Below are 22,439 nucleotides of genomic sequence, written 5' to 3'. Positions count from 1 at the left end.
GGCCAGGGGGCGCCGGTCTCCGCCCCTGTCCGCCCCTGTCACGTCATTGCGCGGCGCGGACAGCGATCTGACAGCGGTCTGGCAGCGGGGCGGGACATGGTCTTCCCCGTAACCACCCAGGAGCTTGTCCGCGACCACTCAGGAGTCAGTGATGAACGAAACCCAGGTGCTCATCGTCGGCGCGGGACCGACCGGGCTGACGCTGGCCGTCGACCTGGCCCGGCGCGGAGTCGGCTTCAGGATCGTGGAGAGGTCTCCCGGGCATCCCGCCGGGTCGCGGGGCAAGGGCCTGCAACCGCGCACCCAGGAGGTCTTCGACGACCTCGGTGTCATCGACGAGGTTCTCGCCACCGGCGAGGTCTACCCGCCCATCCGCACCTACTCGGGTGACCGGGTGGTCTGGGAGGGCAGGATGCACGAGCCCAGGGAGCCTGAGGCCGCCGTGCCGTACCCGATGGTGCTCATGCAGCCGCAGTGGCGCACCGAGCGCATCCTGCGCGACAGGCTCGCCGCGCTGGGCCACCACGTCGAGCTCGACACCGAGATGACCGCGTTCGAGCAGGACGAGGACGGGGTGACGGTCACGCTCAACGGCACCGAGAAGGTGCGGTGCGCCTACCTCGTCGGCGCGGACGGCGGGCGCGGCGCGGTGCGCAAGCGACTCGGCGTCGGTTTCGAGGGCGAGACGTTCGAGACCGAGCGCATGCTCCTGGGGGACGTCAAGACCTCCGACCTGGACCACGACCACTGGCACACCTGGGCCGACATGGCGTCCCGGACGCTGCGCGTCGCGCTGTGCCCGATGCCGGGCACCGACGTGTTCCAGTTCACCGCGCCGTTCACCGGCGAGAACGCTCCGGAACTCTCCCTGGAGTCCTTCCAGAAGATCCTGGAGGAGGGGTCGGGGCGTTCCGACATCCGGCTCACCGACCTCACCTGGACGTCGATCTACCGGGTGAACATCCGCATGGCGGAACGGTTCCGGGTGGGCCGGGTCTTCCTCGCCGGGGACGCCGCCCACGTCCACTCCCCGGCGGGCGGACAGGGACTCAACACCGGCGTGCAGGACGCCTACAACCTCGGCTGGAAGCTCGCGGCCGTCCTCGCCGGCGCCCCCGAGCGGCTCCTGGACACCTATGAGGAGGAGCGGCTGCCGGTGGCGGCGGACGTGCTCGGCATCAGCACCGAGCTGTACGCCAGGGCCAAGCGGGGCGAGGAAGGGGCCCACACCCGGGACGAGGAGACGCAGCAGCTCCTGCTCGGCTACCGGGACGCTTCGCTGGCCGTCGGCGAGCGCGGCGGCGAGCGCGCCCCCGACGCGACGCTCGACGGCGTCCGCCTCTTCGACGTCCTGCGCGGCCCCCACTTCACCCTGCTCGCCCTCGGCGCGGCCCACGCCGGACTGGTCGCCGAGGTCAACGCCTCGTACGGCTCGGCGATCCGCGCCCACAGCGTGGTCCGGAGAGGAGAGACGGGCGACCTGGTCGACGTCCACGACCAGGTCCACGATCACTACGGCCAGGGGCTCGTGCTCATCCGCCCCGACGGCTACGTCGGCTACCACGGTGACGCGAGCGGCCTGCGGAACCATCTCGTCACGGTGATCGCGGGCTGATCCCTTCCAGGGCGAGTGACTCGGGGCTCGACAGGGCGGCGCCCCGCTCCCGCGCCGTCCGGTAACCATCCTCGCCCAGCGCCGCGACGGCCTGGGCGACCAGCGAGCCGACGGCCGGGTCGGTGGTCCGTGCGATGCCGCGAAGAGCGTGCGCCGCTCCGATCAGCGCCGCCGCCCGTTCCATGGCTCGGGAGGCCGCCCGTTCCATGGCGGGAGAGGAAGGGGCGGCTGAGGCGTGCCACTCGGCGGCCTCTTCCAGGACCGACGCGCGAACGGTCTCGTCCCCGCTGTGGACGATCGACTCGAGCGCGCGGCGGAGCGGCGAGCGGGCGAGGCCGGGCTCACCGCGCAGCCGGAGCACCCGGGAGAGCTCCACGTTCACCAGTGCCACCAGCTGGAGCGGGGCCGCGGCCTGCTCCCGCAGCAGCTCCAGCGTCTCGCGCAGCAAGGTCTCGGCGCCCCCGAGATCTCCGCGCAACCGGGCCAGCTCCCCGCGGGCATATCCGACGCGGGCCGCCGCGACCACGTCCCCGCCCCGGTGCGCGGTGGTCCCATCCCGGTGCGCGGTGGTCCCTGCCCGGTGCACGACCGTTCCGTCCCCGTCCCCGTCCCGGTTCCGGCCCCCGTCTCCCTGCGCGGTCGTCTCCGCCCGGTTCACCGCGGTCCCCCTTCGGTCCACGGCCGCCCAGGCACGGTCCTCGGCGGTCCCCCTTCGGTCCACGGCCGCCCAGGCACGGTCCTCGGCGGTCCCCCTTCGGTCCACGGCCGCCCAGGCACGGTCCAACTCCTTCTCGGCGCCGGAGAGGTCACCGGTGCGCGCCCGGAGCTGGCCGAGCCGTACCCGGAGCATGGCCGGCCCCGGGACCGCCTCCAGGCCACCGATCTCCGCCGCCGACGCCGCGGACTCCTCCAGCAGGGACAGAGCCTCATCGAAGTCACCGCCGTTCTCGGCCGCCAGTGACAGCCAGTAGAGCGCGAGCGACAGCCCCCACCGGTCGCCGGCCAGACGGTAGTCCTCCAGCGCCGGCCGTAGCAGTGCCTGCGCCCGAGAGGCCCCCGCGCGCCCGTACTCGAACTCGACGATCCCGCCCACCAGCCGGGCGGTCGCCCTCGTCCACGGATCGTGGTGATCGCGGAATCTTCCGCTCATGGCCAGCGCCCGCTCGAAGGTCTCCTCGGGACCACCGGCGTAGCCGTTGGCGATCACCCACGCTCCCAGCGCGGCCGGGTGGTCCGATTCCTTCACCGTCCGCAGGGCCCGCGTCAGCGCGGTGGGCGCGTCCCGCGTCGCGGACGGCCGTGCCGGAGCGGTCAGCACGCACAGCGCGTGCGCCAGCTCCCGACCCTTCGGCGGATCTTCGCCGACGGCCGCGAGCACCGCCGCCGCCCGTTCTCCCGCCTCGCGGCGCCGTCCGCGCATCACCCACGGCCACAGCCTGGCCATGATCATCTGTAGTGCGAGGTCGCCGTCCGCGACGGAGATCGCGTGATCGAGGGCGGCGTCCAGGTTGCCCTGTTCGATGTCGAGCATCGTGAGCAGGCGTAGCTGGTCACCGGTCCGCAGCGACGGCTCGGCCGCCTCGGCCAGCTCCAGGAAGTGGAGAGCGTGGCCGGTGCGGACCCGATCGGCCTCGCCCGACTCCTTCAGCCTCTCGGCGGCGTACTGCCGAACCGTCTCCAGCAGCCGGTATCGGACCTCGTCGCCGTCCTCGCCCGTCCGCGGCGAGACGGCGACCAGCGACCTGTCGACGAGCGAGGCGACCATGTCCACGTCCTGGCCGCAGACCCGTCGTATCGCGTCGGCGGTCGCGCCTCCGGAGAACACCGACATCCGCCGCAGCAGCGTCCGCTCGTCGGCGCTCAGCAGCTCCCAGCTCCAGTCGATCACCGCTCGCAGCGTGCGATGCCTGGGCTGTGCCGTACGGCTCCCGCGAAACGCCAGCCGATCACCGATCATGTCGGCGAGCTGGCCGGGGGTGAGGGAGCGCAGCCGGGCCGCCGCCAGCTCGATGGCCAGGGGGATGCCGTCGAGCTCCCGGCACAGCCGTACCACGTCGGTCACGGTCTCGTGGTCGACGCGCATGCCCGGCAGAGCCGCCGCCGCGCGGTCGCCGAACAGCGCCACGGCCGGGAACGCCAGCGCGTCCTCGACGCCGGCGCCCGGTCCGGGAGTGCCGAGCGGGAGCACCGGGTGGAGGCTTTCGCCGGTGATGTCCAGAGGCTCGCGGCTGGTGGCGAGGATCCGCAGCCCGCCGGAGGCCGCCAGCAGCCGACCGGCGATCCGAGCCGCCTCGTCGATCACGTGCTCGCAGTTGTCCAGTATCAGTAGCGGGGATCTGTCGCGGAGCGCCCCGGCCAGCCGGTCCAGCGCGCTCTCCTCTCCCCGGCCGGCACTGTCCGTCAGGAGACCGCTGCCGCCGAGCACGGCCTGTACGGCCGCCGCCACGCCGGACGGATGGGAGAGCGCGGCCAGCTCCACCAGCCAGACGCCGTCCGGCACGTCGAGTCCCGCGGCCGTCTCGATCGCCAGCCGGGTCTTGCCCACCCCGCCGGGACCGGTGAGAGTGACCAGTCGTGCGTTCCCGAGCAGTTCCCGCAGCCGAGCCAGGTCCGCCTGCCTGCCGACGAAGCTCGTCAGCCGGGCGGGCAGGTTTCCCCGGCGCGGGACGGGCGCGGATGTCCGGGGCGGGGCGGGTGCGGAGGTCAGGGGCGCGGAGGTCCAGGGCGGGGCGGGTGCGGAGGCCGCCGTTTCCCGGGGAGCGGCGGCCGTACGGGACGGACCGTCGCGTAGGGCGGTGAGATGCGCGTCGCGAAGCTCGGGGCCGGGGTCCACACCGAGCCGGTCGGCCAGGTGCAGCCTGATCCGCTCGAACGCCTCCAGCGCGTCCGCGCGGCGTCCGTCGGCCAGCAGGGCCAGCACGAGCCGGGCGTGAAACGGCTCGTGCAGAGGGTGCGTCGCGGTCACCTTCTCCAGCTCGGCCACCAGGTCGGAGGAGGAGCCGGGGTTCCGGCCGCCGGCCAGGGCGAGATCGGCGTCGAAGCGGGCCTGCAGCGCCGTCAGCCGCAGCTCCTCCAGGTGAGCCGCCGGAGCGATGGCGAAGGCCATGCCGGAGGCGTCGGCCAGGGCCGCGCCGCGCCACAGGGACAGCGCCTCCCGCAGCAGGGACGCCGCTCGAATCGGGTCGTCCGAAACCGCACGGCCCTCGCCGGCCAGCCGTTCGAAGGCCCAGGCGTCGATCTCCTCCCGAGGAAGGTCGAGCAGGTAGCCGGCGGGATGGGAGACGATCGCACCGGGCAGCTCGCGACGGAGCCGCGAGACCAGAGACTGCAGCGCGTTCGCCGGATGGGCGGGCGAGCCGTCGGGCCAGAGGTCGTCGATCAGTCGTTCGGCGGTGATCACGCGTCCCGGGTCGAGGGCCAGCCTGACCAGGAGGAAGCGCAGTCGCGCACCCCCGATTTCGGTGCCGGACACACGCAGCGGCCCCAGAATCCCGATTCGCATGGCATCCCATTGTCCTCTCCGCCGGGCACCCGCTCGGGCCGGGTCACACCCGCCGAGATGCCCGGATCCATAGGCCTTTCGGGCGACACGAAGACCTGGGCGTTTCTCCTCGATGTGTGAATTTTTCGGACAGGTGACTGTCGGATCTGCTAGGAAGATGCCCGACCGAAATTCATGTCAGAAAGGGGCATCGTGGGGCACGACGGCATCCAAGGGCCATACGAAGAAGATCCCCGTGAGCAGACCGGCCCCTTGGGACCCGTCGCGCCTCAGCGTGAACCCGGTCGCCCGGATGGCGACGTGCTGTCGGACGGGTGGAGCCCGGACGCCGCCCAGGATCCGACACGGGGCGAGGAGTCCCCGCAGGCCGTCCAGGAGGCGCTGTGGAACGACGAGCCGGGAGAAGCGGTCCCAGAGCCGGTTCACGGTGACGACTCCCCGGAAACGGCGGAGTTCGGCGACGAGGACGACCGGCACTTCCCGCGTGAGACAGAGGACGACCGGCGCTTCCCGCGCGAGACGGACGGCGACCCGGAGCAGGGGCGGGGTTTCCTGGGGTCGGGCTGGCGGGAGGAGCCGGAGCACGACGAACCCCGGCGGCGGCGGAGCAAGACGCTGCTGACCGTGGTCGCGGCCATCGTGACGGTGGGGCTCGCCGGGGGATGGATGCTGTCGTCCAGCATGGGGTCGGCGCCCGGCACCTCCTGCTCGGCCGGTGCCCGATGCGCGAGGGCGGAGATGCCGCCGCCCGCGGAGACGTCGCTTCCCGAGCCCACCGAACCCGTCCCGACGACGGAGCCGACCGCCGAGGAGAGCCGGTCGACTCCCCGGCCGGAGGTCTCCCGCGCTCCGGTGCCGCACACGCGGACGCCCCGGCCGGTGCCGACGCGCAGTGCCCCGCCGGTCAAGCCGAGCCCGAGGCCGACCCGGGAACGCGAGCGGGACGACTCCCACGACCTGGACTCCCGGCCGCACGCCTCATCGGAGCCCGAGCCCGATCCTTCGACCGAGGACCCGGCCCCGAGTGAGAGTTCCGCGCCGGCCGAGAGCTCGGCCCCGAGCGGGAACCAGCCTCCGAGCCAGAACCCCGACAAGGGGGGCGGCCTGCTCGACTGGCTGTTCTGAGCGGCGTGTCCCGGGGCCGTGCCGGTTCTGAGCCGTGTCCGGATGGCCGGGCCGGGTGGCCGTGCCGGTTCTGAGTGGTGTATCCGGGTGGCCGTGCCGGTTCTGAGTGGTGTGTCCGGGTGGCCGTACCGGACGATCCGAACGGCCGGCTGCTTCGAGCGGCCACCCGGCCGGCGAGCCGTACCCTTCGTTGCGAAGGGTACGGTCACGCCAGAGGCCAGGGGTGGGCGATGGCGCCGAGCCGGTTCCAGGCGTTGATCACCGTGATCGTCCAGATGAGCTCGGCCAACTCGGTCTCGTCGAACTGGGCCGAGGCCCGCTCGTACACCTCGTCGGTCACCGGCCCGTCGGTGAGCCGGGTGCCCGCCTCGGTCAGCTCCAACGCCGCGCGTTCCCGCTCGGTGAAGAACGGCGTCTCCCGCCAGACCGGGAGGGCGAACAGCCGCTGCTCGCTGTCTCCGCCCTTGATCGCGTCCCGGGAGTGCAGGTCGACGCAGTAGGCGCAACCGTTGAGCTGCGAGGCGCGAGCCCTCACCAGCTCCAGCAGGGAGGACTCCAGCTTCGTCTCCCGAGAGGCCGCGTCCAGCGCGTTCATCGCCCGATTGATGTGCGGGGCGAGCTTGTCCACCGCGAGGCGGACGGGGGAGGAGTTCGTCGTAGTCATACGGGCGACTCTAAGGAAACACTGGACCGAGAATAAGATCCAATATTGTGTCGGAATTTTGGACCACTTTCGGTGTCGACCTGTATCTGGAAGTCGACGTCGCGACCGGGCGCCGCTCCGGCCTGGAGCATGCCCTGCGTGACGCCATCCGCGCCGGACGGCTCGCCCCGCAGGCCCGGATGCCCTCGACCCGCAGGCTGGCCGTGGAGCTCGGCCTGTCCCGGGGCACGGTGACCGCCGCCTACGACCAGCTCATCGCCGAGGGCTACCTGACCGCCCGCCGGGGTTCCGGCACCACGGTCGCCGATCTCACGCGACACCCCGCACCGGTGCCGCCGCCCCCGCCGAACGCCGCCGCGCCCCGCCACGACCTGCGGCCGGGCAGCCCCGACGTGAGCGCCTTTCCCGCCGAGGCCTGGCTGCGAGCCACCCGGCGCGCGCTCGCCGCGACGTCGGCCGAGGTCTACGACTACGGCGACCCGCGCGGGCGGATCGAGCTGCGCGTCGCGCTGTCCGAATATCTGGGACGGACGCGTGGCGTGCTCGCACCCCCGGAACAGATCGTGATCACTACCGGATATGTCCAGGCTCTGGCCCTGCTGGCCCGGGTGCTCGACGACGCGGGGGTGGCCGAGATCGCCATGGAGGACCCGGGTCTGGGCTTTCACCGTGAGGTGGTCCGGCGAGCCGGCCCGGCCGTCGCCGTGCTCCCGGTGGACGAGCGCGGAGCCCGCCCCGATCGGCTGTACCGTGACCGGCGGGTGGGAGCGGTCGTGGTGACCCCGGCCCACCAGTATCCGACCGGCGTCACCCTGCACCCGGCCCGCCGCCACGCGTTCACCGAGTGGGCCCGTGGCCACGACGGCCTGATCGTCGAGGACGACTACGACGGCGAGTTCCGCTACGACCGCCAGCCCGTCGGCGCGCTTCAGGGCATGGCGCCCGATCACGTCGTCTACGTGGGAAGCGCGTCCAAGACCCTCGGCCCAGCCCTTCGTCTGGGCTGGATGGTGTTGCCGCACCGTCTCGTCGAACCGGTGACGAGCGCCAAGCTGCACCTCGATCACCACACCGAGGCGATCGGACAGCTGGCCCTCACGGACCTGATCACCACACATGTCTACGACCGGCACATCCGCGCCTGCCGTCTGCGCTACCGGCGGCGTCGCGACCTCCTGCTGACTCGCCTCGGTGCCATGCCGGACCTGGCCGTCCACGGAATCGCGGCCGGGCTCCACGCGATGGTCAGCCTGCCCGCCGGCGGTCCCGGCGAGGCCGAGGTGCTCGCCCTCGCCTCGGCCCAGGGCCTGGCCCTGGGAAGCCTGGGAGACCACTGGCACCGGTCCGGCGACCACGCACAGGCGATCATCATCGGGTACGGCACGCCGCGCGAGAGCGCGTATCCGGCCGCTCTCGACGCTCTCGTGCGCGTTCTCGCGAGGGTCGGGACGGTGCCGGGGAGCGGGCATGCGCGGCTTTTGAAAGGGTAGTGACAGGGGGCCGGCTGGAGAGGCCCGGTGGACGCCGACCACTGACCGGTCGGCCATAGAGAACTTTCTTATGTAGACAAGCTACATGTAGACAGGTAGCTTGTTCGTATGAGTCAACTCAGACGATGGCCATGGCTGCCTTCGGCGATAGCCGGCGCAGTGGTGTTCGCGCTCATGCTGCTGCTCTACGCGGGCAAGCCGCTGCGGGGGATCGCGTTGGCGAGCGCCGTCAACATGGCGTGTGTCGCCTTCTTTCTCATCGGCGGAATGTTCTTCGCCGCCCGGCTGGCGACCGGGCAGGGCCCCGGCGCTCTCATCCGGCCGTTGATAGCGGGCATCGTGCCCTTCGTCGGCTGTCTGCTGGTCGTGGTGATATCGCGGCAGCTGACCCTGCCGGACGAGCCGTTCAGCGAATCCTTCCTGCAGGACGGGCTCGGCCGGGCGGTCATCGTCTACCCGCCCGCCGTGGTGATCGGCTACGTGGCCGAATTCGTCAAGCGGGCTCGCCTGTCGATGAGCTCCTCGCGGCAGTAGCGGGCCCCGCCCGGAGGGGTCGGGGCGAAGATCCGGGAGGAGCCCGCCTCAGGGCAGCCGGACTCCCTTGATGATTCTGTTGAGTTCGGGAACGAGCGGCTCGCTGGCCATCACGGTGACCACGATTCCCCTCCGCTCGATCCAGCCGGCGTATCGCCCGTGGCCGAGCGCGCCGTCGCCCTCCTGGACGAGCACCCTGCGATCGCCGACTCTCACGGTCTTCGGGTCGGCCGAGAAACCGCCGATGTCGAACGGGGCGTTTCTCAGCCGCGAGAGTTTCCGGACGTCCGGCCAGCAGACCACCCGCACCCACAGAGCCCGATGCCTTCGATCGACATCGTCACGGCCGTCGATCCACCGGTAGCCGTACTCGCTGAGGCCGTCATGCTCGCTGACGACGACCTGGCCCGTGGAAAAGCCCTTCGGAACGTGGCCGACGCGGAGGCCCTTGATGGCGGTGGCGCCCCTCGGCGGCTGGTCGGACATGGCCGACCTGGACCGCCCGGCCTCCGCCTTGGTGGGGACGGGGCAGCCGGAACGGTCGGTGGTGGCCGCGTCGGCGGGCGAGACGATCAGCGTTCCAGCCGACATGAAGGACAACGCGCACAGAGCGAGTGCTTGCTGAAGTCTTCTCATGCTCAGGTTGGATGCGCCCGCGGCGGCGAAAGTTCACCCGTGCGGACGGCGGAGATCTCGTGTGGGGAGCCGGCCGGTCGGTGAGCCCGGCGGGCTTCATAGGCCGGGACGGAGCTTCATAGGCCGGGACGGAGTGGAGCCGACCGGACTCTCGACGGACCGGGTGAGGGGATGTCGCCGGGTGTTTCAGGCTCCGACGGTCCCGTCGATGCCCTCGCGCAGGAAGTCGGCATGCCCGTTGTGCCGGGCGTACTCGTGGATCAGGTGCAGCATCACCATGCGCAGCGACACATCCTCACCCCATCTGGGCTGGTAGCCGGTCACATCGAGAGACTTCGCCTCCTCCTCGATCCGGCGCGAGTGCTCGATCTCCGTCTGCCAGGCGCCGAAAGCCTCCGACCGCGTGGCCCCGCTCGCGTCGTAGGCCACCTGGTAGTCGCCCTCGTCCGACCACACGAGCGGAACGTCCTCCCCGTTGATCACTCGGCGGAACCACGTGCGCTCCACCTCGGCCATGTGCCGTACGAGGCCGAGCAGCGAAAGCGTCGAAGGCGGCATCGAGCGGCGGCGCAGGTCCTCGTCGGAGAGACCGTCGCACTTCATGGCGAGCGTCGCGCGGTGGAAGTCGAGATAGACGCGGAGAGTCTCGCGCTCGCCGGCGGTCCGGGGCGGGTCCATCCGTTCGGTGGTCATTGCTGGGTTCCTTTCCACGGTGACGGTGTTGCTCCGGCCTCAGCCTGCCGTACCGAGCCTGTCACCCTCCACGGGACGGCGGGCGCGGCGGGCATGCGAGAGCGCGACTTCGAACCTCGACCTGCACGAACACCGAGATCACGGTTTCTTCGCATACGCACGGATCTCTCGGTTCGCCGAGGGGCATGCGGGGCTCTCGGTTCGCCGAGGGGCATACTGACGTGATCTCCTCGTACGGCTGACCCCGTTGGGCTTGCGGGCCATGGGGGAGCGGATGCTCGCCGGGGCAGGGACGTCCCGCTGGTCGGAGAGCCGGCGGATGCCCCGCCGGGGGAGCTGCTGGGCGTGTGCTCGCGCAGCACTACACCCCGGAGACCGCCACGATCGAGCTGGAAGGCCGGCTGGCGGCGCACGATGAGAATTCCACGCCGTCCGCCGAGCCAGGTCATCCGCCGCCGCCGTCCGCCGCCGTCCGCCGAGCCAGGTCATCCGCCGAGCCAGGTCGTCCGCCGCCGTCAGCCGACCATGGCTCGTTGTCAGTGGGCTGTCAGCCTCTCCCGCGAGTCTTCGACCAAGCAACTGACGAAGGAGTTCGACATGACAGCTCTGACCGGCAAGACGGCTCTGGTGACCGGCGCCTCCCGCGGCATCGGCAAGGCGATCGCGTTGCGGCTGGCGGCGGACGGCGCACTGGTCGCGGTGCACTACGCCGGCAACGACGAGGCCGCCGGGCAGACCGTGGCGGAGATCGAGCAGGCCGGCGGCCGGGCGTTCGCGATCCGCGCCGAGCTGGGTGTCGACGGAGACGTGGACACCCTGTTCGCGGGCCTGAACAACGGCCTGGCCGGACGGCCGCTGGACATCCTGGTCAACAACGCGGCTCAGACCTCCACCGGCCCGATCGCCGAGACCACCCCCGAGCAGTTCGACAGACTGTACGCGGTCAACGTCAAGGCGCCGTTCTTCATCATCCAGCAGGCCCTGCCGCTGATGAGCGACGGCGGGCGCATCATCAACATCTCCTCCGCCGTGACCCGCATCGCCCTGCCCGAGCTGGCCTACGCCACGACCAAGGGCGCCCTCAACGCCCTCGGCCGCACCCTGGCGCAGGAGGTCGGCGTCCGCGGCATCACCGTCAACACCGTCGCTCCCGGCCCCACCGCCACCGAGGCGCAGAGCTGGATGACCTCCAGCCCCGAAATGGAGGCCAGGGTCGCGGCCGGCAACGCGCTCAACCGGGTCGGCGTCCCCTCCGACATCGCCGCCGCGGTCGCCTTCCTGTCCTCCGACGATTCTCGCTGGATCACCGGCGACCTGCTGGACGTCACCGGCGGCTGCTTCCTCGGCCCCCGCTTCTGAACGCGATTCGCATCGACGACGGAGCCGGCGTTCCTCGACGATCGAGGGCGGCTGGTCGGGGTCGTCCGCCTGCCGTACCTCGACACCCTGGGAAGATCGGATGTCTGAAACCGCGGAGACTTGCTACCCGCCGGAGGACCGCGGAGGCTTTCTACCCGCCGGAGGAGGAGCGCCGAGTCGTGAGGCCAGGGCCGGTGAGACGACGGTCGCCACGGGTGGTGACCACGAAGACCTGCCAGTTGTAGTAGGCGTAGTAGTTCCTGATGTCCTGCTTGATCTGGCGTGCGTGCAGCAGCACCGCGTCGACGTAGGCCTGGGAGTGGTTGTAGGCGTACAGCGCGCGCCGGTAGTCGCGCGGCGCCCCCGACGCGTGCAGGTAGTTGGCCGCGGCGAGCAGGGCGTCGCGGGTGTCCTGGATGTCACCGCCCATTCCGTAGGCGTCCCACGTTCCCGGCATGAACTGCATGGGACCCTTGGCGCCCGTGTAGCTCGGTGAGCGCACACGGCCGAACTTGGTCTCGACGAACATCACCGCCGCAAGCACCTCCCACTCGACGCCGAACCGGCGCTCGGCATGCCGGAAGTGGCCGAGCAGGACATCGGCGGGCTTGGCCGGCTGGACGCGGAACTTCGCCGATCCACTGATGGGATGGACGAGGGAGAGCAGATTCCGGGCGGCCGTCACGTTGTCCTTCGCCTGCCCGGCCAGGGCCTTCGGCAGCCTGGCGTAGGTGCGGGAGGCGACCTGTGGATTGCGGGCCAGGTAGCGGTAGACGCGCTGCTGGTGCAGGGCCAGCAGCACCACCGGCTCGGGGGGCTGCCCCTTGACGGGGTCTCCCTCGCGCACCCAGTCATCGATGGCACGCCGGAGCTCCGTGACGGTGCCGGTCAGGGAACGGGCCAGCCGTGCCGGATCGGTGGGGATCGCCATGTCCGGCGCGGGCGGGGCGGGCGCCTGGCCTGCGGACTCCTTCACCGGTGGCGTCGCCGACAGCTCCGGAGCCGGCTGTGTCGCCGTCCGGCCGGTGGCGGCAGGTGAGGCGGCGGCCGGCGAGGCGGCGCCTTGTGCGCCGGCGCAGCCGGAGATCGCGACGGCCAGGCCGATGAGCGAGGCGACCATCGACCTTCCGCGCGACCGGCCTGCGCGCATGCCCTGCGGCCTGCCGTCCGAGGCGCCCGGTTGTGCGGGCGTCGCTCGTCCTGCGGACATCGCCCTTCCGCTCGGCCGGTGGCCCCGTTCCGGCCGTGCCACTTCCGTCTGCTGATCCTTCATCGGCCCCAACGTACCCGAGCGGTGATCCCCCAGGCCGTTTTCCCGGGTGATGGCGGCCTTTCCCGGGTGATGGCGACTTTCGTGAGCGACGGCGACTTTCATGAGCGACGGCGGCTTTCCTGGGCGACGGCGGCGAGGAGGCGGCTCGCCGTACCGGCGCCAGAACCAGCGAGGTCCTCCTGGAGGAGTTTCGTCATGACCTGGGTGCGAAGCGGCGGTTGTGAGGATCGAGTTGCTCGGTCTCCGGGTGGCGGCCGCCACCCGGCGGCCCGGTGAAGACGAGCCGCCCGTCGAGCAGCTCGTCAGAGCCCGGCAGCGTCGCGCGATGACATCAACCGTCGGCCGGCACGAGCAATTCGGTTGGAGCCAGTCCTTTGCGAAGGGTGTGAGGAGGACGGCCATGCCATCGGTGTACGGCTCGCCGTAACGTCCGCACGTCGCTGTACCCCAGCCGGACGGCGATCGACCGGATGGGCAGGTCGGTGTCGCGGAGCAGTTTGAGCGCCTGCTCCTGCCGGACCGTCTCGATCTCCTCCCGCCAGCTGGTCCCGTGCTCGCCGAGGCGCCGCTGCAGGGTGCGCACGCTCATGGCCAGCCGCTGGGCGACCCGGTCCAGGGCCGGGGAACTGTCCTCGGCGAAGGTCGTGGCGAGCGTCATGCGGAACATGCTCGGCCAGTCCAGCACCGGCTTGGAGGCGACGAGGACCTGGTCGGCCTGTTGGAGGAGGACGTGCTCGATGCCGGGAGGTGACATCGGCAGCGGCGCCCGGGCGTCACCGTCCAGGAAGGTGAGGGAGTTGTACGGGGCGTCGTATTCGATGTTCGCGGTGCCGAACGCCTCGACCAGGTGCCCGTGGGTCCGGCGGGGCCGGTGTCGGAAGGTGACCCGCACCGGGACGATCGCACGCCTGGTGGCCTCCCTGGCCCGCCTGAGCCACAACATCTGTGCGAAGATCTCGATGGCCTCGACCACCTCGGGTACGGCCGGGCCGGTCTGGTGCCGGATGGTGAACAGCCGGCCGTCCTCGATCGTCACGGCTCGCTCGGTGCTGGGATCACCGACCAGGTTCAGATAGCCGAGGGCGCGGCTCGCGCCGTCGATGAGGTTCTCGCCGGTCAGGAAGAGGTAGTCCCACACCCCGTAGTGGCCCACCGGCACCAGCGTGGTGGCCTGGGCGCCGATGGCCGTGCCGAGGTCGCAGGTGATGAGCTGTTCCCACATGGAGGTCAGGGTGGGTGTGGAGACCCGGGACAGGTCGTCGGCCAGCACATGGGACTGCAGATCGGGCAGGTGCGCGAACGCGGCCGGATCCATCCCGGCATGGGACAGAGCCTTGATCATCATTCGTGCCATGCCGACTGAGTTCGACCCCTCGTTCACACCCGAATCATAGACATCCCCCCCTTCTCGCCCTTTTCGGGCCATTGTGCGCGGAATTAAGTAGATCATCCGAACCTTCATAGGCTCGTCGAGTTTTCGTTCGTGGGTCCCGGATGGCGAGTCCGCCTGGTCGCTGCCGTTGCGAACGACGCCCGCGCCACCGTGTCTCCGGATGGTCGCCCCACTGGGCGCCCTCCGGAGGCGCGGCGTGGCACGGGCCGGGTCCGGCGGACGCGTCATTAGCCGTCATGAGCCGAGACCGTGGTCGCGGGCGAACTCGGCGAACGAACGGGCCTGGCGGCCGACGACCTGGGCGAAGTCGGGGGTGGTGTAGTCGCCCCAGCCGGAGGCGTACGCCCTGCCGTACTCCACGCTGACCGCGGCGATCCAGTCGGGCAGGCCGAAGCCGATCATCGCGGTGTGGGCCTGCTCGTCGGTGACGGGCTGGTAGGTGGCGCCCACCGTGGCGGCCGCCTCGTGCAGGGAGATACTGGCCGGTCCGGTGATGGTGTAGGTGCGGCCGGCGTGCGGTGCGGGATTGATCAGTACGGCTGCCGCGAAGTCGGCGATGTCACGCACGTCGATCATCCCCAGACGGCCGTGACCGAGCCCGGCGTACAGGGTGCCGCCGCTGACCGAACCGAGCAGGTTCTGCATGAAGAAGCCAGGCTTGATGATCGTCCAGTCCAGGCCGGAAACTCGCAGTTCGTGGTCGGACAGGGCGTGCAGGCGGCCGTTACGGGTGGGAGCGTCGTGGGCCGCGCCGATGGCGGACATGCGGACGACGTGCTTGACGCCCGCCTGCTTGGCGGCGTGGACGGCGTTCATGCTGGCGTGCGGGGCTTGTGGACCCATGGCCGTGAGCAGCCACAGCGTGTCGACCCCGGCGAAGGCCTCCGCCAGTGTGGACGGCTCGTCCAGGTCGCCGACCACGACGTCGACGCCTTCGGGGGCCTTGGCCGGATCGCGGACCATGGCCCGCGCCTTCTGGCCCTTCAACGAAGCGAGCAGGGCACTGGAGACAGAGCCGTTCGCGCCGGTGATCAGGATGGTCATGGGAGGTGCACCTTTCACAGCCACAGATGGATCTTTCACGGTCACGCGTGGATCTTTCACGGTCACAGGTGGATGACGACGCGGCCCGTCGCCGCGGCGTGTTCGGTGAGGTCGTGGGCCTCGGCGATGTCGTCGAGGGCGAAGCGGCCGGCGATCGGGTAGCGCAGGTCGTCCTGGAGCAGGGCGGCGGTGAGTTCGGCGGCCGCGGCCCGGTTGGCCTCCTCGGGGAAGTCGTCGTTGCTGAGGAAGCGCACGGTGATGTTCTTGAAGCCCAGGGGCCAGTACGGCACGGCCGGATTCGCGTCATCGGTGGCGTAGGTGGCGATCGTCCCGCCGTAGCGCAGGATCTCCAGATCGACGGCGATGTTGGCGCCGAAGGCCAGTTCCGCGACCCGATCCACACCGCCGGGAGCGATGTCGAGAATGCGCCCGACGACCTCGCCCTCGGAGACGTCGATCGCGTGGTGCGCTCCGGCGTCCAACGCCTGCTCCAGATGGGCCGCCTGCCGTACTGTGGCGATCACGAGTGCACCTCCGCGGCGCGCGACTGCGACAGCGGTGCGGCCTACGGCGCCCAGCGCGCCGGTCACCACGATCGTCTGCCCGTCCACCGACCCGTCACCAAGAATGGCGCGATGGGCGGTGATGCCCGGAATGCCCAGTCCGGCCGCCTGCTCCAGCGGGATCCTTTCCGGCAGGGGTACGGCATGCGCCGCAGGCACGACGGTGTACTCCGCCGCAGTGCCGAACGGCCGGTAGGACTGGGCCAGGTAGACCCAGACCCGCTCGCCGAGCCGCTCGGGATCCACGCCCGGGCCGACCTCGACGATCGTTCCCGCGCCGTCGCCGTGCGGGATCACCCGGGGGAAGGCCATGGTGGAGCCCCACCAGCCGCGCCGCTTGCCCAGATCTCCGACGTGGACGCCGGACACGATGATCTTGACCCTGACCTCGCCGGGTCCTGGCGCGGGGATCGGCATCGTGCCGACGGTCAGCACCTCGCGGGCCGGGCCCTGACGCTCGTACCATGCCGCCCGCATCACGAGGCGCTCCCCGGGGCGAGGCGCGGGATTTCCTGGTCGTCCATCGCGTGTCCCCTGTCGGGAGAGTCGAGCAGGGGCCGGCTCCGCTGCTTGCCGCAGAACCGTTCAAACTCTCTATCGGCCACTTGCTTGGCCGAGATCGAGAAGTGTATGAGGTGCTCCATCGTTGCTCCTTCAGCCGTACCTGGCCGGTGGTTATCGCCCATCGTCTTCGCGGGGTCCGAAGACGGTCCGCGTGGTCTCGGTGACGGGGACGTCGTCGACGCCGGCCTCCCGGCAGGACATGAGGCCGTCGGCGTCGAATTCCCACAGCTCGTTGCCCTGGCTGCGCCACCACTGCCCGGTCTCGTCGTGCCATTCACACTGGAACCGCACGGCGATTCGCACTGGAACCGCACGGCGATCCGGTCGCCGGTGTGAGCCCACGGCCGCCTGCGCGGCGCGTAGCCGTTTTCCTCGGACCACCTGCGGGATCGGTTCGCCTGCGGGGTCGGTTCACTTGCGGGTTCGGCCTACCTGCGGGTCAGGAAGGCACGGACCTCCTCCCGGCCGGTCGGGAACTCCTCGCGGTCACGCCGGCTCGAAATGAGTCGTGACGGCACGTTCGGTCGGATCGACAGATGGATCCGGGGCGTGGTCCGGCTGGAGGACCGTCTTGGGCTCCTGGTGGCGGTGACGGCCGCGATAGCCGTACGGCAGAGCTGTGGACAGCGCGTCGATGATCACGGGATCCTCGCTTGGTTCGGTGAGGTGGTTGGGGCCCGTAATCGAAGCTAGGGCCGCGGAGCTCGGATGGTGAGGGCCTCAAGCTGTCACGGAGGGGGCGATTCACGCCAAGGCGGACCGGACTTCCCGTGCGGAGTCGCCGCAGCGTGCACCGCGCACCAGCCTTGGCGGGCTTTGAGCACGTCCGGCGTCCAGAGCAGGATCCAACGGTGACGATCCCCACCCGCCATCCGAGCGTGCGTGGCTCGGCCGTCTCGCTTTGGCCGAATGCGGGGTGTTCCGGCCACTGAGGTGGCCAAGTGGGCCGGGCACAGCGTTGACGTGCTGCTCCGCGTCCACGCCGGCGCATGGAAGGACGGCGCCGTGCCAATGAGAAGATCGCTGATGCTCTCAGTGATTGATCCAGAAATGTCCTGACGGATCTCTGTGGTTGCCGAGCCCGTGATTACAGCGACCGGCGGGCTCAGCTTGATCTTCAACCTCCGCCGCGGTCGGTTCGTTGAACTGACCGACGGTTCTGGTGTTCGCCGGACGGCAAAGCGGCCCTGGCGTGATCACGTGCGTTGCCGAAGCGCCCATGATCACCGACCGAGGCCGTGAGGACGAGCCTGCTGGACGATGCCGCTCGCGTCGAGCCGCCGACCGTGTCGTTCCGGCTCCGGACCGACCTCTACGACTGTCCTACCGTCCGATCGGATGCGTCGTTCGAGCTCACCGACGTGCTGCCGGGTGCCGACGGCGCGGTCAGATCGCTGGTCGATCCAACACCGGCCCCCCGAGCGCCGGCGCGGCCACGGCGCCCTGTATGACGCCTTGAACTGCGGCCGGATCGAGGAGAGCCGGCTGCGTGCCGGGGGTTTCGGAACCTCCGCGCGAAGACCGCTCTGCCGGCCGGCGTACTCGGACCCGGCGTACTCGAACCCGGCAGACTCGGCCCCGGATGCTCCCGGTTCCAAGAAACGCACGCCAGCACCCCCTACGACGTCGGCAAAACCGTCGAACGAGACCTCACCATGACCGCCCGACGACAACGCGCAGGTCAAAAGATCAAGCTAATCGGCACCCGCACGGTCCGCCACGTGATCAGGAGGCGCTGTGAAGCTCTGCGGAGACGTGTTCCCTGATGGTGTCGGTGATCCAGGAGCGGTAGTGGGTCACGTCGGTCCAGATGCCGACTCCCGGCTCACCCTCGGGGTTGGTGGAGCAGCCGGCGCCGCCGTCCATGCGGTCCTCCATGTCGTCGCCATCGCGCGAGGTGGCTCCGATCAACTCCCACCGGCCGCCCACCCTGCGGATCTGCGGACCTCCGGAGTCGCCGTTGCAGGCGCTGGCCGCACGCCCGTGGCGCTCGCCGGTGCACAGCTCACTGCCGCGGTTGAGGGAAGTGCACCGGTTGTCGGGCACGCGTACGGTGTCGAGTTCCTGCAACTGCCGGGGACCGTTCTTACAGGTCGGGTTGTTCCTGTCCTCGCATGCCATGCCCCAGCCGATGACGCGGCTCGGCTCGCCCACCCTGCCGGGGTCGTCGGCGATGCGGATGGGTTCAAGGTCTACCTGCCGGTCCAACTGGACCAGCGCGATGTCCTGCTCGAAACCCCCGCCCCGACCGGATTCGTCGTAGCCGGGATGGGTGATGGCGCGCTTCACGCCGGTGAGAGCTCCGCCCTCGCCGCGGTCGAGAGAGCCGATCCGTACCTGCGTCCTGCCAGGCTTCATGAGTCCCTTGCAGTGGGCGGCGGTGACGACCCAGTCCGGGGCGATGAGGGAACCGCCACAGTGGTGGCTGGGTAGTCCCGGCAACTGGAAGGAGACCATGAACGAGTAGGGCTCCGTTGCGGCCTTCCCACCGATGATGGCCGGGCGGCCCGCGCTCGCCGAGCGGGCCGAGGCCGCCTCGTGGAGGGTGGCCGCGGCGGCCGTTGTGGCGGTGGTCAGTGCGAGCCCGGCCATGAGAGTGACGGCCATGAGGGTGGCGAGCACCGTTGATCGTCTGACGATTGCCTTGAACACAGATCTCCCATCAGTCGAGAGGTGCGGCTGGGGAGACACCTTGAACGTTCCACGATTCGATTACGGTTCTCGGGCGGCAAGCTCAACCGGTGGCAGCCGCACTGGCCCAGCTCACCCGCCGGTTTGCACCGCGAACTTCCGACAGCGACGAGTCGGACATTCCACGGTGGTGGGCCAGAAGCATCCACCGGCTCGACACACGGTCACACAAGGTTACCTGCGGCTCCTGACCGAAACCGACAAACCAGGTCAACTTCAATCAACGCATGTCAGAGCGCCTACGACACCACGAGTCCATATTCAGTAACCGAGCGGGCAGGCTCACCGGCCCGCCCTCTGCTCGACCGCAACTCTCTCGACGTGACCCGCGCTGGAGGCGGACGATGCCGAGATCCTTCGAACTGAGGACGTCCAGGTCGGCCCGCGCGGGCCGAATCCTTCGGACTGATGGCGTCCAGGTCGGCCGGCGCGGGCCGACCTGGACGTCATGATCAGACGAGGTCGAACCGGTCGAGGTTCATCACCTTGTCCCACGCCGCGACGAAGTCGTTCACGAACTTCTCCTTCGCGTCATCACTCGCGTAGACCTCCGCGATCGCGCGCAGCTCGGAGTTCGACCCGAAGACGAGGTCGGCCCGGCTGCCGGTCCACTTGACCTCGCCCGTGGCGGCGTCGCGACCCTCGAACGTGTTCGCGTCCTCGGACGTCGCCTTCCACGTCGTGCCCAGGTCGAGCAGGTTGCCGAAGAAGTCGTTGGTCAGTGACCCGGGGGTCGTGGTGAAGACGCCGAGCGGCGACTGCTGGGAGTTCGCGCCCAGGACACGGAGGCCACCGACGAGGACCGTCATCTCGGGGGCGCTCAGGTTCAGCAGGTTCGCCCGGTCGATCAGCAGGTACTCGGCCGGCAGCCGGTTGCCCTTCCCGAGGTAGTTGCGGAATCCGTCGGCGGTCGGCTCGAGCGCGACGAACGACTCCACGTCGGTCTGCTCCTGCGACGCGTCCACGCGGCCCGGCGTGAAGGGGACCTCGACGGCGAAGCCGGCGTCCTTGGCGGCCTGCTCGACGGCCGCACCACCGGCGAGCACGATCAGGTCGGCGAGCGAGACCTGCTTGCCGCCGGTCTGGGCGGCGTTGAAGGCCTGCTGGACTCCCTCCAGGGTGCGCAGCACCGTCGCCAGCTGGTCGGGGTCGTTGGCCTCCCATCCGCTCTGCGGCTCGAGGCGGATGCGCGCACCGTTGGCGCCGCCGCGCTTGTCACTGCCACGGAAGGACGAGGCCGACGCCCACGCGGTGGACACGAGCTGGGACACCGACAGGCCCGAGGCGAGGATCTGGCCCTTGAGGGAGGCCATGTCGTCAGCGTCGATGAGCTCGTGCGTCACCGCGGGAAGAGGGTCCTGCCACAGCAGCGTCTCGGTCGGGACCTCCGGGCCGAGATAGCGCACGATCGGGCCCATGTCGCGGTGGGTCAGCTTGAACCACGCCCGGGCGAAGGCGTCCGCGAACTCGTCGGGGTTCTCGTGGAAGCGACGCGAGATCTGCTCATAGATCGGGTCGATGCGGAGCGCGAGGTCGGTCGTCAGCATCATCGGGGCGTGGCTCTTCGACGGGTCGTGGGCGTCGGGGACGGTACCCGCTCCGGCGCCGTCCTTCGGCTTCCACTGATGCGCGCCGGCGGGGCTCTTGGTCAGCTCCCACTCGTAGCCGAAGAGGATCTCGAAGAAGCTGTTGTCCCACGTCACCGGGGTGTCCGTCCACGCACCCTCGAGCCCGCTGGTGATCGTGTCGCCGCCCTTGCCGGTGCCGTAGGTGTTCTTCCAGCCGAGGCCCTGCTCCTCGATCGAGGCAGCCTCGGGGTCGGCGCCGACGTGGTCCGACGGGCCCGCACCGTGGGACTTGCCGAAGGTGTGACCGCCTGCGATCAGAGCGACCGTCTCCTCGTCGTTCATCGCCATCCGGCGGAACGTCTCACGGATGTCGCGGGCCGAGGCGAGCGGGTCCGGGTTGCCGTTCGGGCCCTCCGGGTTGACGTAGATGAGGCCCATCTGGACCGCGGCGAGAGGGTTCTCGAGCTCCCGGTCGCCGGTGTAGCGCTCGTCACCGAGCCAGGTGGACTCGGGGCCCCAGTAGACGTCCTCGTCGGGCTCCCAGACGTCCGCACGACCGCCGGCGAAGCCGAAGGTTTTGAAACCCATCAATTCCAGGGCGACGTTGCCGGTGAGGATCAGGAGGTCGGCCCACGAGAGCTTCTGGCCGTATTTCTTCTTGACCGGCCACAGCAGGCGGCGGGCCTTGTCGAGGTTCCCGTTGTCCGGCCAGCTGTTGAGGGGGGCGAAGCGCTGCTGGCCGGCTCCGGCGCCGCCGCGGCCGTCGCTGATCCGGTAGGTGCCCGCGCTGTGCCACGCCATCCGGACCATGAGCGGGCCGTAGTGGCCGTAGTCGGCCGGCCACCAGTCCTGCGAGGTCGTCAGCACCTCCGCGATGTCCCGCTTCACGGCCGCGAGGTCGAGGGTCGTGAACGCCTCGGCGTAGTTGAACTCCTCACCGAGGGGGTTGGCCACGGCGGGGTTCTTGGCGAGGATCTTCAGGTTGAGCCGCTCCGGCCACCACTGGCGGTTTCCGCCGCCCTGAACTGGGTGCGGGGCGCGCCCGTGCGCGACCGGGCAGCCACCTTCGCCCTCCGTCTTCGGGTCTGTGACGATTGCATCATGGTTCTCAGACATGGGAATCCTTCCGACTGGGCGGATCACGGTGCTCAGGAAGTGCGGGCAGTGGAACAGTCGAGGCACAGGCCCCAGTAGATGACCTCGGCCTCGTCGATCGAGAAGCCGTGGTCGTCGGACGCGGTCAGGCAGGGCGCCTCGCCGACCGCGCAGTCGACATCAGCGACGACACCGCACGACCGGCACACGACGTGGTGGTGGTTGTCGCCGATGCGTCCCTCGAACAGGGCCGGGCTGCCGGGCGGTTCGATGCGGCGTACAAGTCCCGCCGCGGTGAGCGCGTGGAGGGCCTCGTACACGGCTTGAAGGGAGATGTGGCCTACGCGATCGCGCACCCCGGAGGCGATCGCCTCGACGTCGAGGTGATCACCGTCCCGGACGGTCTCGAGCAGTGCGACGCGGGCGGCCGTCACTCGCAGGCCGACACCGCGCAGCTCATCGGCGGTGGTCGGAGTCCTGGGTGCGCTCATGGCGCCCAACCTATCGCCATAAACACGAATAATTCAAGACAACGAATGGTCCAAGTCTAGTGTCATGTCGTGCGACGTTTGTCCTGTTGTGGCGTGATGTGCCGTCCGGATGGTGGACTTGGGGGCGGTGCGTCACGGT

General features: G+C 70.2%; 19 protein-coding genes. 5 read left to right on the top strand and 14 right to left on the bottom strand.

The features are described 5' to 3' along the window. Window positions 1-151 precede the first annotated feature (151 nt). Window positions 152-1,615, top strand: coding sequence for an FAD-dependent oxidoreductase (locus ACQPYK_RS44470; RefSeq protein WP_433246004.1), 1,464 nt, complete (start codon window positions 152-154; stop codon window positions 1,613-1,615). Here the strand turns inward: ACQPYK_RS44470 and ACQPYK_RS44465 are convergent. Beyond that, the gene (locus tag ACQPYK_RS44465; protein ID WP_433246001.1) at window positions 1,596-5,117 is read right to left on the bottom strand and encodes an AfsR/SARP family transcriptional regulator; all 3,522 of its coding nucleotides are present in this window, start codon (window positions 5,115-5,117) and stop codon (window positions 1,596-1,598) included. The two genes, ACQPYK_RS44470 and ACQPYK_RS44465, sit on opposite strands and share 20 nt — an antisense overlap. Window positions 5,118-5,417: 300 nt before the next feature. On the opposite strand from ACQPYK_RS44465, the gene ACQPYK_RS44460 reads away from it, so the two are divergent. After that, window positions 5,418-6,242 carry a hypothetical protein gene (locus tag ACQPYK_RS44460; RefSeq protein WP_433245998.1) on the top strand — a complete coding sequence of 275 codons (825 nt, stop codon included), beginning with the start codon at window positions 5,418-5,420 and terminating at the stop codon, window positions 6,240-6,242. Between the two features lie 205 nt (window positions 6,243-6,447). On the opposite strand, the gene ACQPYK_RS44455 is transcribed toward ACQPYK_RS44460, so the two are convergent. Next, window positions 6,448-6,906 (bottom strand): carboxymuconolactone decarboxylase family protein, encoded by a 459-nt coding sequence (locus tag ACQPYK_RS44455; protein ID WP_433245995.1) that lies wholly within the window; start codon window positions 6,904-6,906, stop codon window positions 6,448-6,450. Window positions 6,907-6,953: 47 nt separating this feature from the next. Here ACQPYK_RS44455 and ACQPYK_RS44450 point away from each other — a divergent pair, with 47 nt between their 5' ends. Together ACQPYK_RS44450 and ACQPYK_RS44445 are read left to right on the top strand one after the other, a co-directional pair. Continuing rightward, on the top strand, window positions 6,954-8,396 hold the full coding sequence (locus tag ACQPYK_RS44450; RefSeq protein ID WP_433245992.1) for a PLP-dependent aminotransferase family protein: 1,443 nt from the start codon (window positions 6,954-6,956) through the stop codon (window positions 8,394-8,396). 108 nt (window positions 8,397-8,504) lie between these two features. Continuing rightward, entirely contained in the window at window positions 8,505-8,930 is a 426-nt protein-coding gene (locus ACQPYK_RS44445; RefSeq protein WP_433245989.1) for a hypothetical protein, read from the top strand. Between the two features lie 48 nt (window positions 8,931-8,978). On the opposite strand, the gene ACQPYK_RS44440 is transcribed toward ACQPYK_RS44445, so the two are convergent. Then, window positions 8,979-9,566: a hypothetical protein gene (locus ACQPYK_RS44440; RefSeq protein WP_433245986.1), complete on the bottom strand. Its 588-nt coding sequence runs from the start codon at window positions 9,564-9,566 to the stop codon at window positions 8,979-8,981. Between the two features lie 186 nt (window positions 9,567-9,752). Further along, a complete protein-coding gene (locus tag ACQPYK_RS44435; RefSeq protein ID WP_433245983.1) occupies window positions 9,753-10,259 on the bottom strand; it encodes a DinB family protein in 507 nt (168 codons plus the stop codon). 597 nt (window positions 10,260-10,856) lie between these two features. Between ACQPYK_RS44435 and ACQPYK_RS44430 the strand changes: the two genes are divergently transcribed. Then, a complete protein-coding gene (locus tag ACQPYK_RS44430) occupies window positions 10,857-11,618 on the top strand; it encodes an SDR family NAD(P)-dependent oxidoreductase (protein WP_433245980.1) in 762 nt (253 codons plus the stop codon). Between the two features lie 151 nt (window positions 11,619-11,769). Here ACQPYK_RS44430 and ACQPYK_RS44425 read toward each other — a convergent pair whose 3' ends face one another. From ACQPYK_RS44425 to ACQPYK_RS44380, 10 genes are all read right to left on the bottom strand, one after another. Continuing rightward, the gene (locus ACQPYK_RS44425; protein ID WP_433245977.1) at window positions 11,770-12,828 is read right to left on the bottom strand and encodes a lytic transglycosylase domain-containing protein; all 1,059 of its coding nucleotides are present in this window, start codon (window positions 12,826-12,828) and stop codon (window positions 11,770-11,772) included. A gap of 394 nt (window positions 12,829-13,222) precedes the next feature. Beyond that, window positions 13,223-14,272 carry an AraC family transcriptional regulator ligand-binding domain-containing protein gene (locus tag ACQPYK_RS44420; protein WP_433245974.1) on the bottom strand — a complete coding sequence of 350 codons (1,050 nt, stop codon included), beginning with the start codon at window positions 14,270-14,272 and terminating at the stop codon, window positions 13,223-13,225. Between the two features lie 246 nt (window positions 14,273-14,518). Then, entirely contained in the window at window positions 14,519-15,328 is an 810-nt protein-coding gene (locus ACQPYK_RS44415) for an SDR family oxidoreductase (protein WP_433245972.1), read from the bottom strand. Window positions 15,329-15,390: 62 nt separating this feature from the next. After that, window positions 15,391-16,368 (bottom strand): NADPH:quinone reductase, encoded by a 978-nt coding sequence (locus tag ACQPYK_RS44410; protein WP_433259101.1) that lies wholly within the window; start codon window positions 16,366-16,368, stop codon window positions 15,391-15,393. Beyond that, on the bottom strand, window positions 16,368-16,535 hold the full coding sequence (locus ACQPYK_RS44405; RefSeq protein ID WP_433245969.1) for a hypothetical protein: 168 nt from the start codon (window positions 16,533-16,535) through the stop codon (window positions 16,368-16,370). Before ACQPYK_RS44405 ends, ACQPYK_RS44410 begins: the two co-directional genes overlap by 1 nt. Before the next feature lie 31 nt (window positions 16,536-16,566). After that, complete coding sequence (locus ACQPYK_RS44400; protein WP_433245966.1) at window positions 16,567-16,746, bottom strand: DUF1348 family protein; 180 nt, start codon at window positions 16,744-16,746, stop codon at window positions 16,567-16,569. A gap of 195 nt (window positions 16,747-16,941) precedes the next feature. After that, window positions 16,942-17,097, bottom strand: coding sequence for a hypothetical protein (locus tag ACQPYK_RS44395; protein ID WP_433245963.1), 156 nt, complete (start codon window positions 17,095-17,097; stop codon window positions 16,942-16,944). Window positions 17,098-18,180: 1,083 nt separating this feature from the next. Then, window positions 18,181-19,107, bottom strand: a complete 927-nt coding sequence (locus tag ACQPYK_RS44390; RefSeq protein WP_433245960.1) for a S1 family peptidase — start codon at window positions 19,105-19,107, stop codon at window positions 18,181-18,183. Between the two features lie 491 nt (window positions 19,108-19,598). Then, entirely contained in the window at window positions 19,599-21,830 is a 2,232-nt protein-coding gene (gene katG, locus ACQPYK_RS44385) for a catalase/peroxidase HPI (RefSeq protein ID WP_433245957.1), read from the bottom strand. A 32-nt stretch (window positions 21,831-21,862) separates the two neighbouring features. Beyond that, complete coding sequence (locus ACQPYK_RS44380; RefSeq protein ID WP_433245954.1) at window positions 21,863-22,300, bottom strand: Fur family transcriptional regulator; 438 nt, start codon at window positions 22,298-22,300, stop codon at window positions 21,863-21,865. Window positions 22,301-22,439 lie beyond the last annotated feature (139 nt).

The organism is Streptosporangium sp. CA-135522 (assembly GCF_050949235.1).
In the GTDB taxonomy this organism is placed as follows: domain Bacteria; phylum Actinomycetota; class Actinomycetes; order Streptosporangiales; family Streptosporangiaceae; genus Streptosporangium.
The sequence above is the reverse complement of the archived record's forward strand: the minus strand, read 5'-3'. Positions and strand labels throughout refer to the sequence as shown.

What these genes read in the sequence shown, in the direction of transcription:
- ACQPYK_RS44405 (WP_433245969.1), bottom strand. Translation starts at nt 16,535, where the DNA reads ATGGAGCACCTCATACACTTCTCGATCTCGGCCAAGCAAGTGGCCGAT.
- ACQPYK_RS44425 (WP_433245977.1), bottom strand. Translation starts at nt 12,828, where the DNA reads ATGTCCGCAGGACGAGCGACGCCCGCACAACCGGGCGCCTCGGACGGC.
- ACQPYK_RS44445 (WP_433245989.1), top strand. Translation starts at nt 8,505, where the DNA reads ATGAGTCAACTCAGACGATGGCCATGGCTGCCTTCGGCGATAGCCGGC.
- ACQPYK_RS44455 (WP_433245995.1), bottom strand. Translation starts at nt 6,906, where the DNA reads ATGACTACGACGAACTCCTCCCCCGTCCGCCTCGCGGTGGACAAGCTC.
- ACQPYK_RS44465 (WP_433246001.1), bottom strand. Translation starts at nt 5,117, where the DNA reads ATGCGAATCGGGATTCTGGGGCCGCTGCGTGTGTCCGGCACCGAAATC.
- katG (WP_433245957.1), bottom strand. Translation starts at nt 21,830, where the DNA reads ATGTCTGAGAACCATGATGCAATCGTCACAGACCCGAAGACGGAGGGC.
- ACQPYK_RS44440 (WP_433245986.1), bottom strand. Translation starts at nt 9,566, where the DNA reads ATGAGAAGACTTCAGCAAGCACTCGCTCTGTGCGCGTTGTCCTTCATG.
- ACQPYK_RS44430 (WP_433245980.1), top strand. Translation starts at nt 10,857, where the DNA reads ATGACAGCTCTGACCGGCAAGACGGCTCTGGTGACCGGCGCCTCCCGC.
- ACQPYK_RS44470 (WP_433246004.1), top strand. Translation starts at nt 152, where the DNA reads ATGAACGAAACCCAGGTGCTCATCGTCGGCGCGGGACCGACCGGGCTG.
- ACQPYK_RS44410 (WP_433259101.1), bottom strand. Translation starts at nt 16,368, where the DNA reads ATGCGGGCGGCATGGTACGAGCGTCAGGGCCCGGCCCGCGAGGTGCTG.
- ACQPYK_RS44380 (WP_433245954.1), bottom strand. Translation starts at nt 22,300, where the DNA reads ATGAGCGCACCCAGGACTCCGACCACCGCCGATGAGCTGCGCGGTGTC.
- ACQPYK_RS44435 (WP_433245983.1), bottom strand. Translation starts at nt 10,259, where the DNA reads ATGACCACCGAACGGATGGACCCGCCCCGGACCGCCGGCGAGCGCGAG.
- ACQPYK_RS44415 (WP_433245972.1), bottom strand. Translation starts at nt 15,328, where the DNA reads ATGACCATCCTGATCACCGGCGCGAACGGCTCTGTCTCCAGTGCCCTG.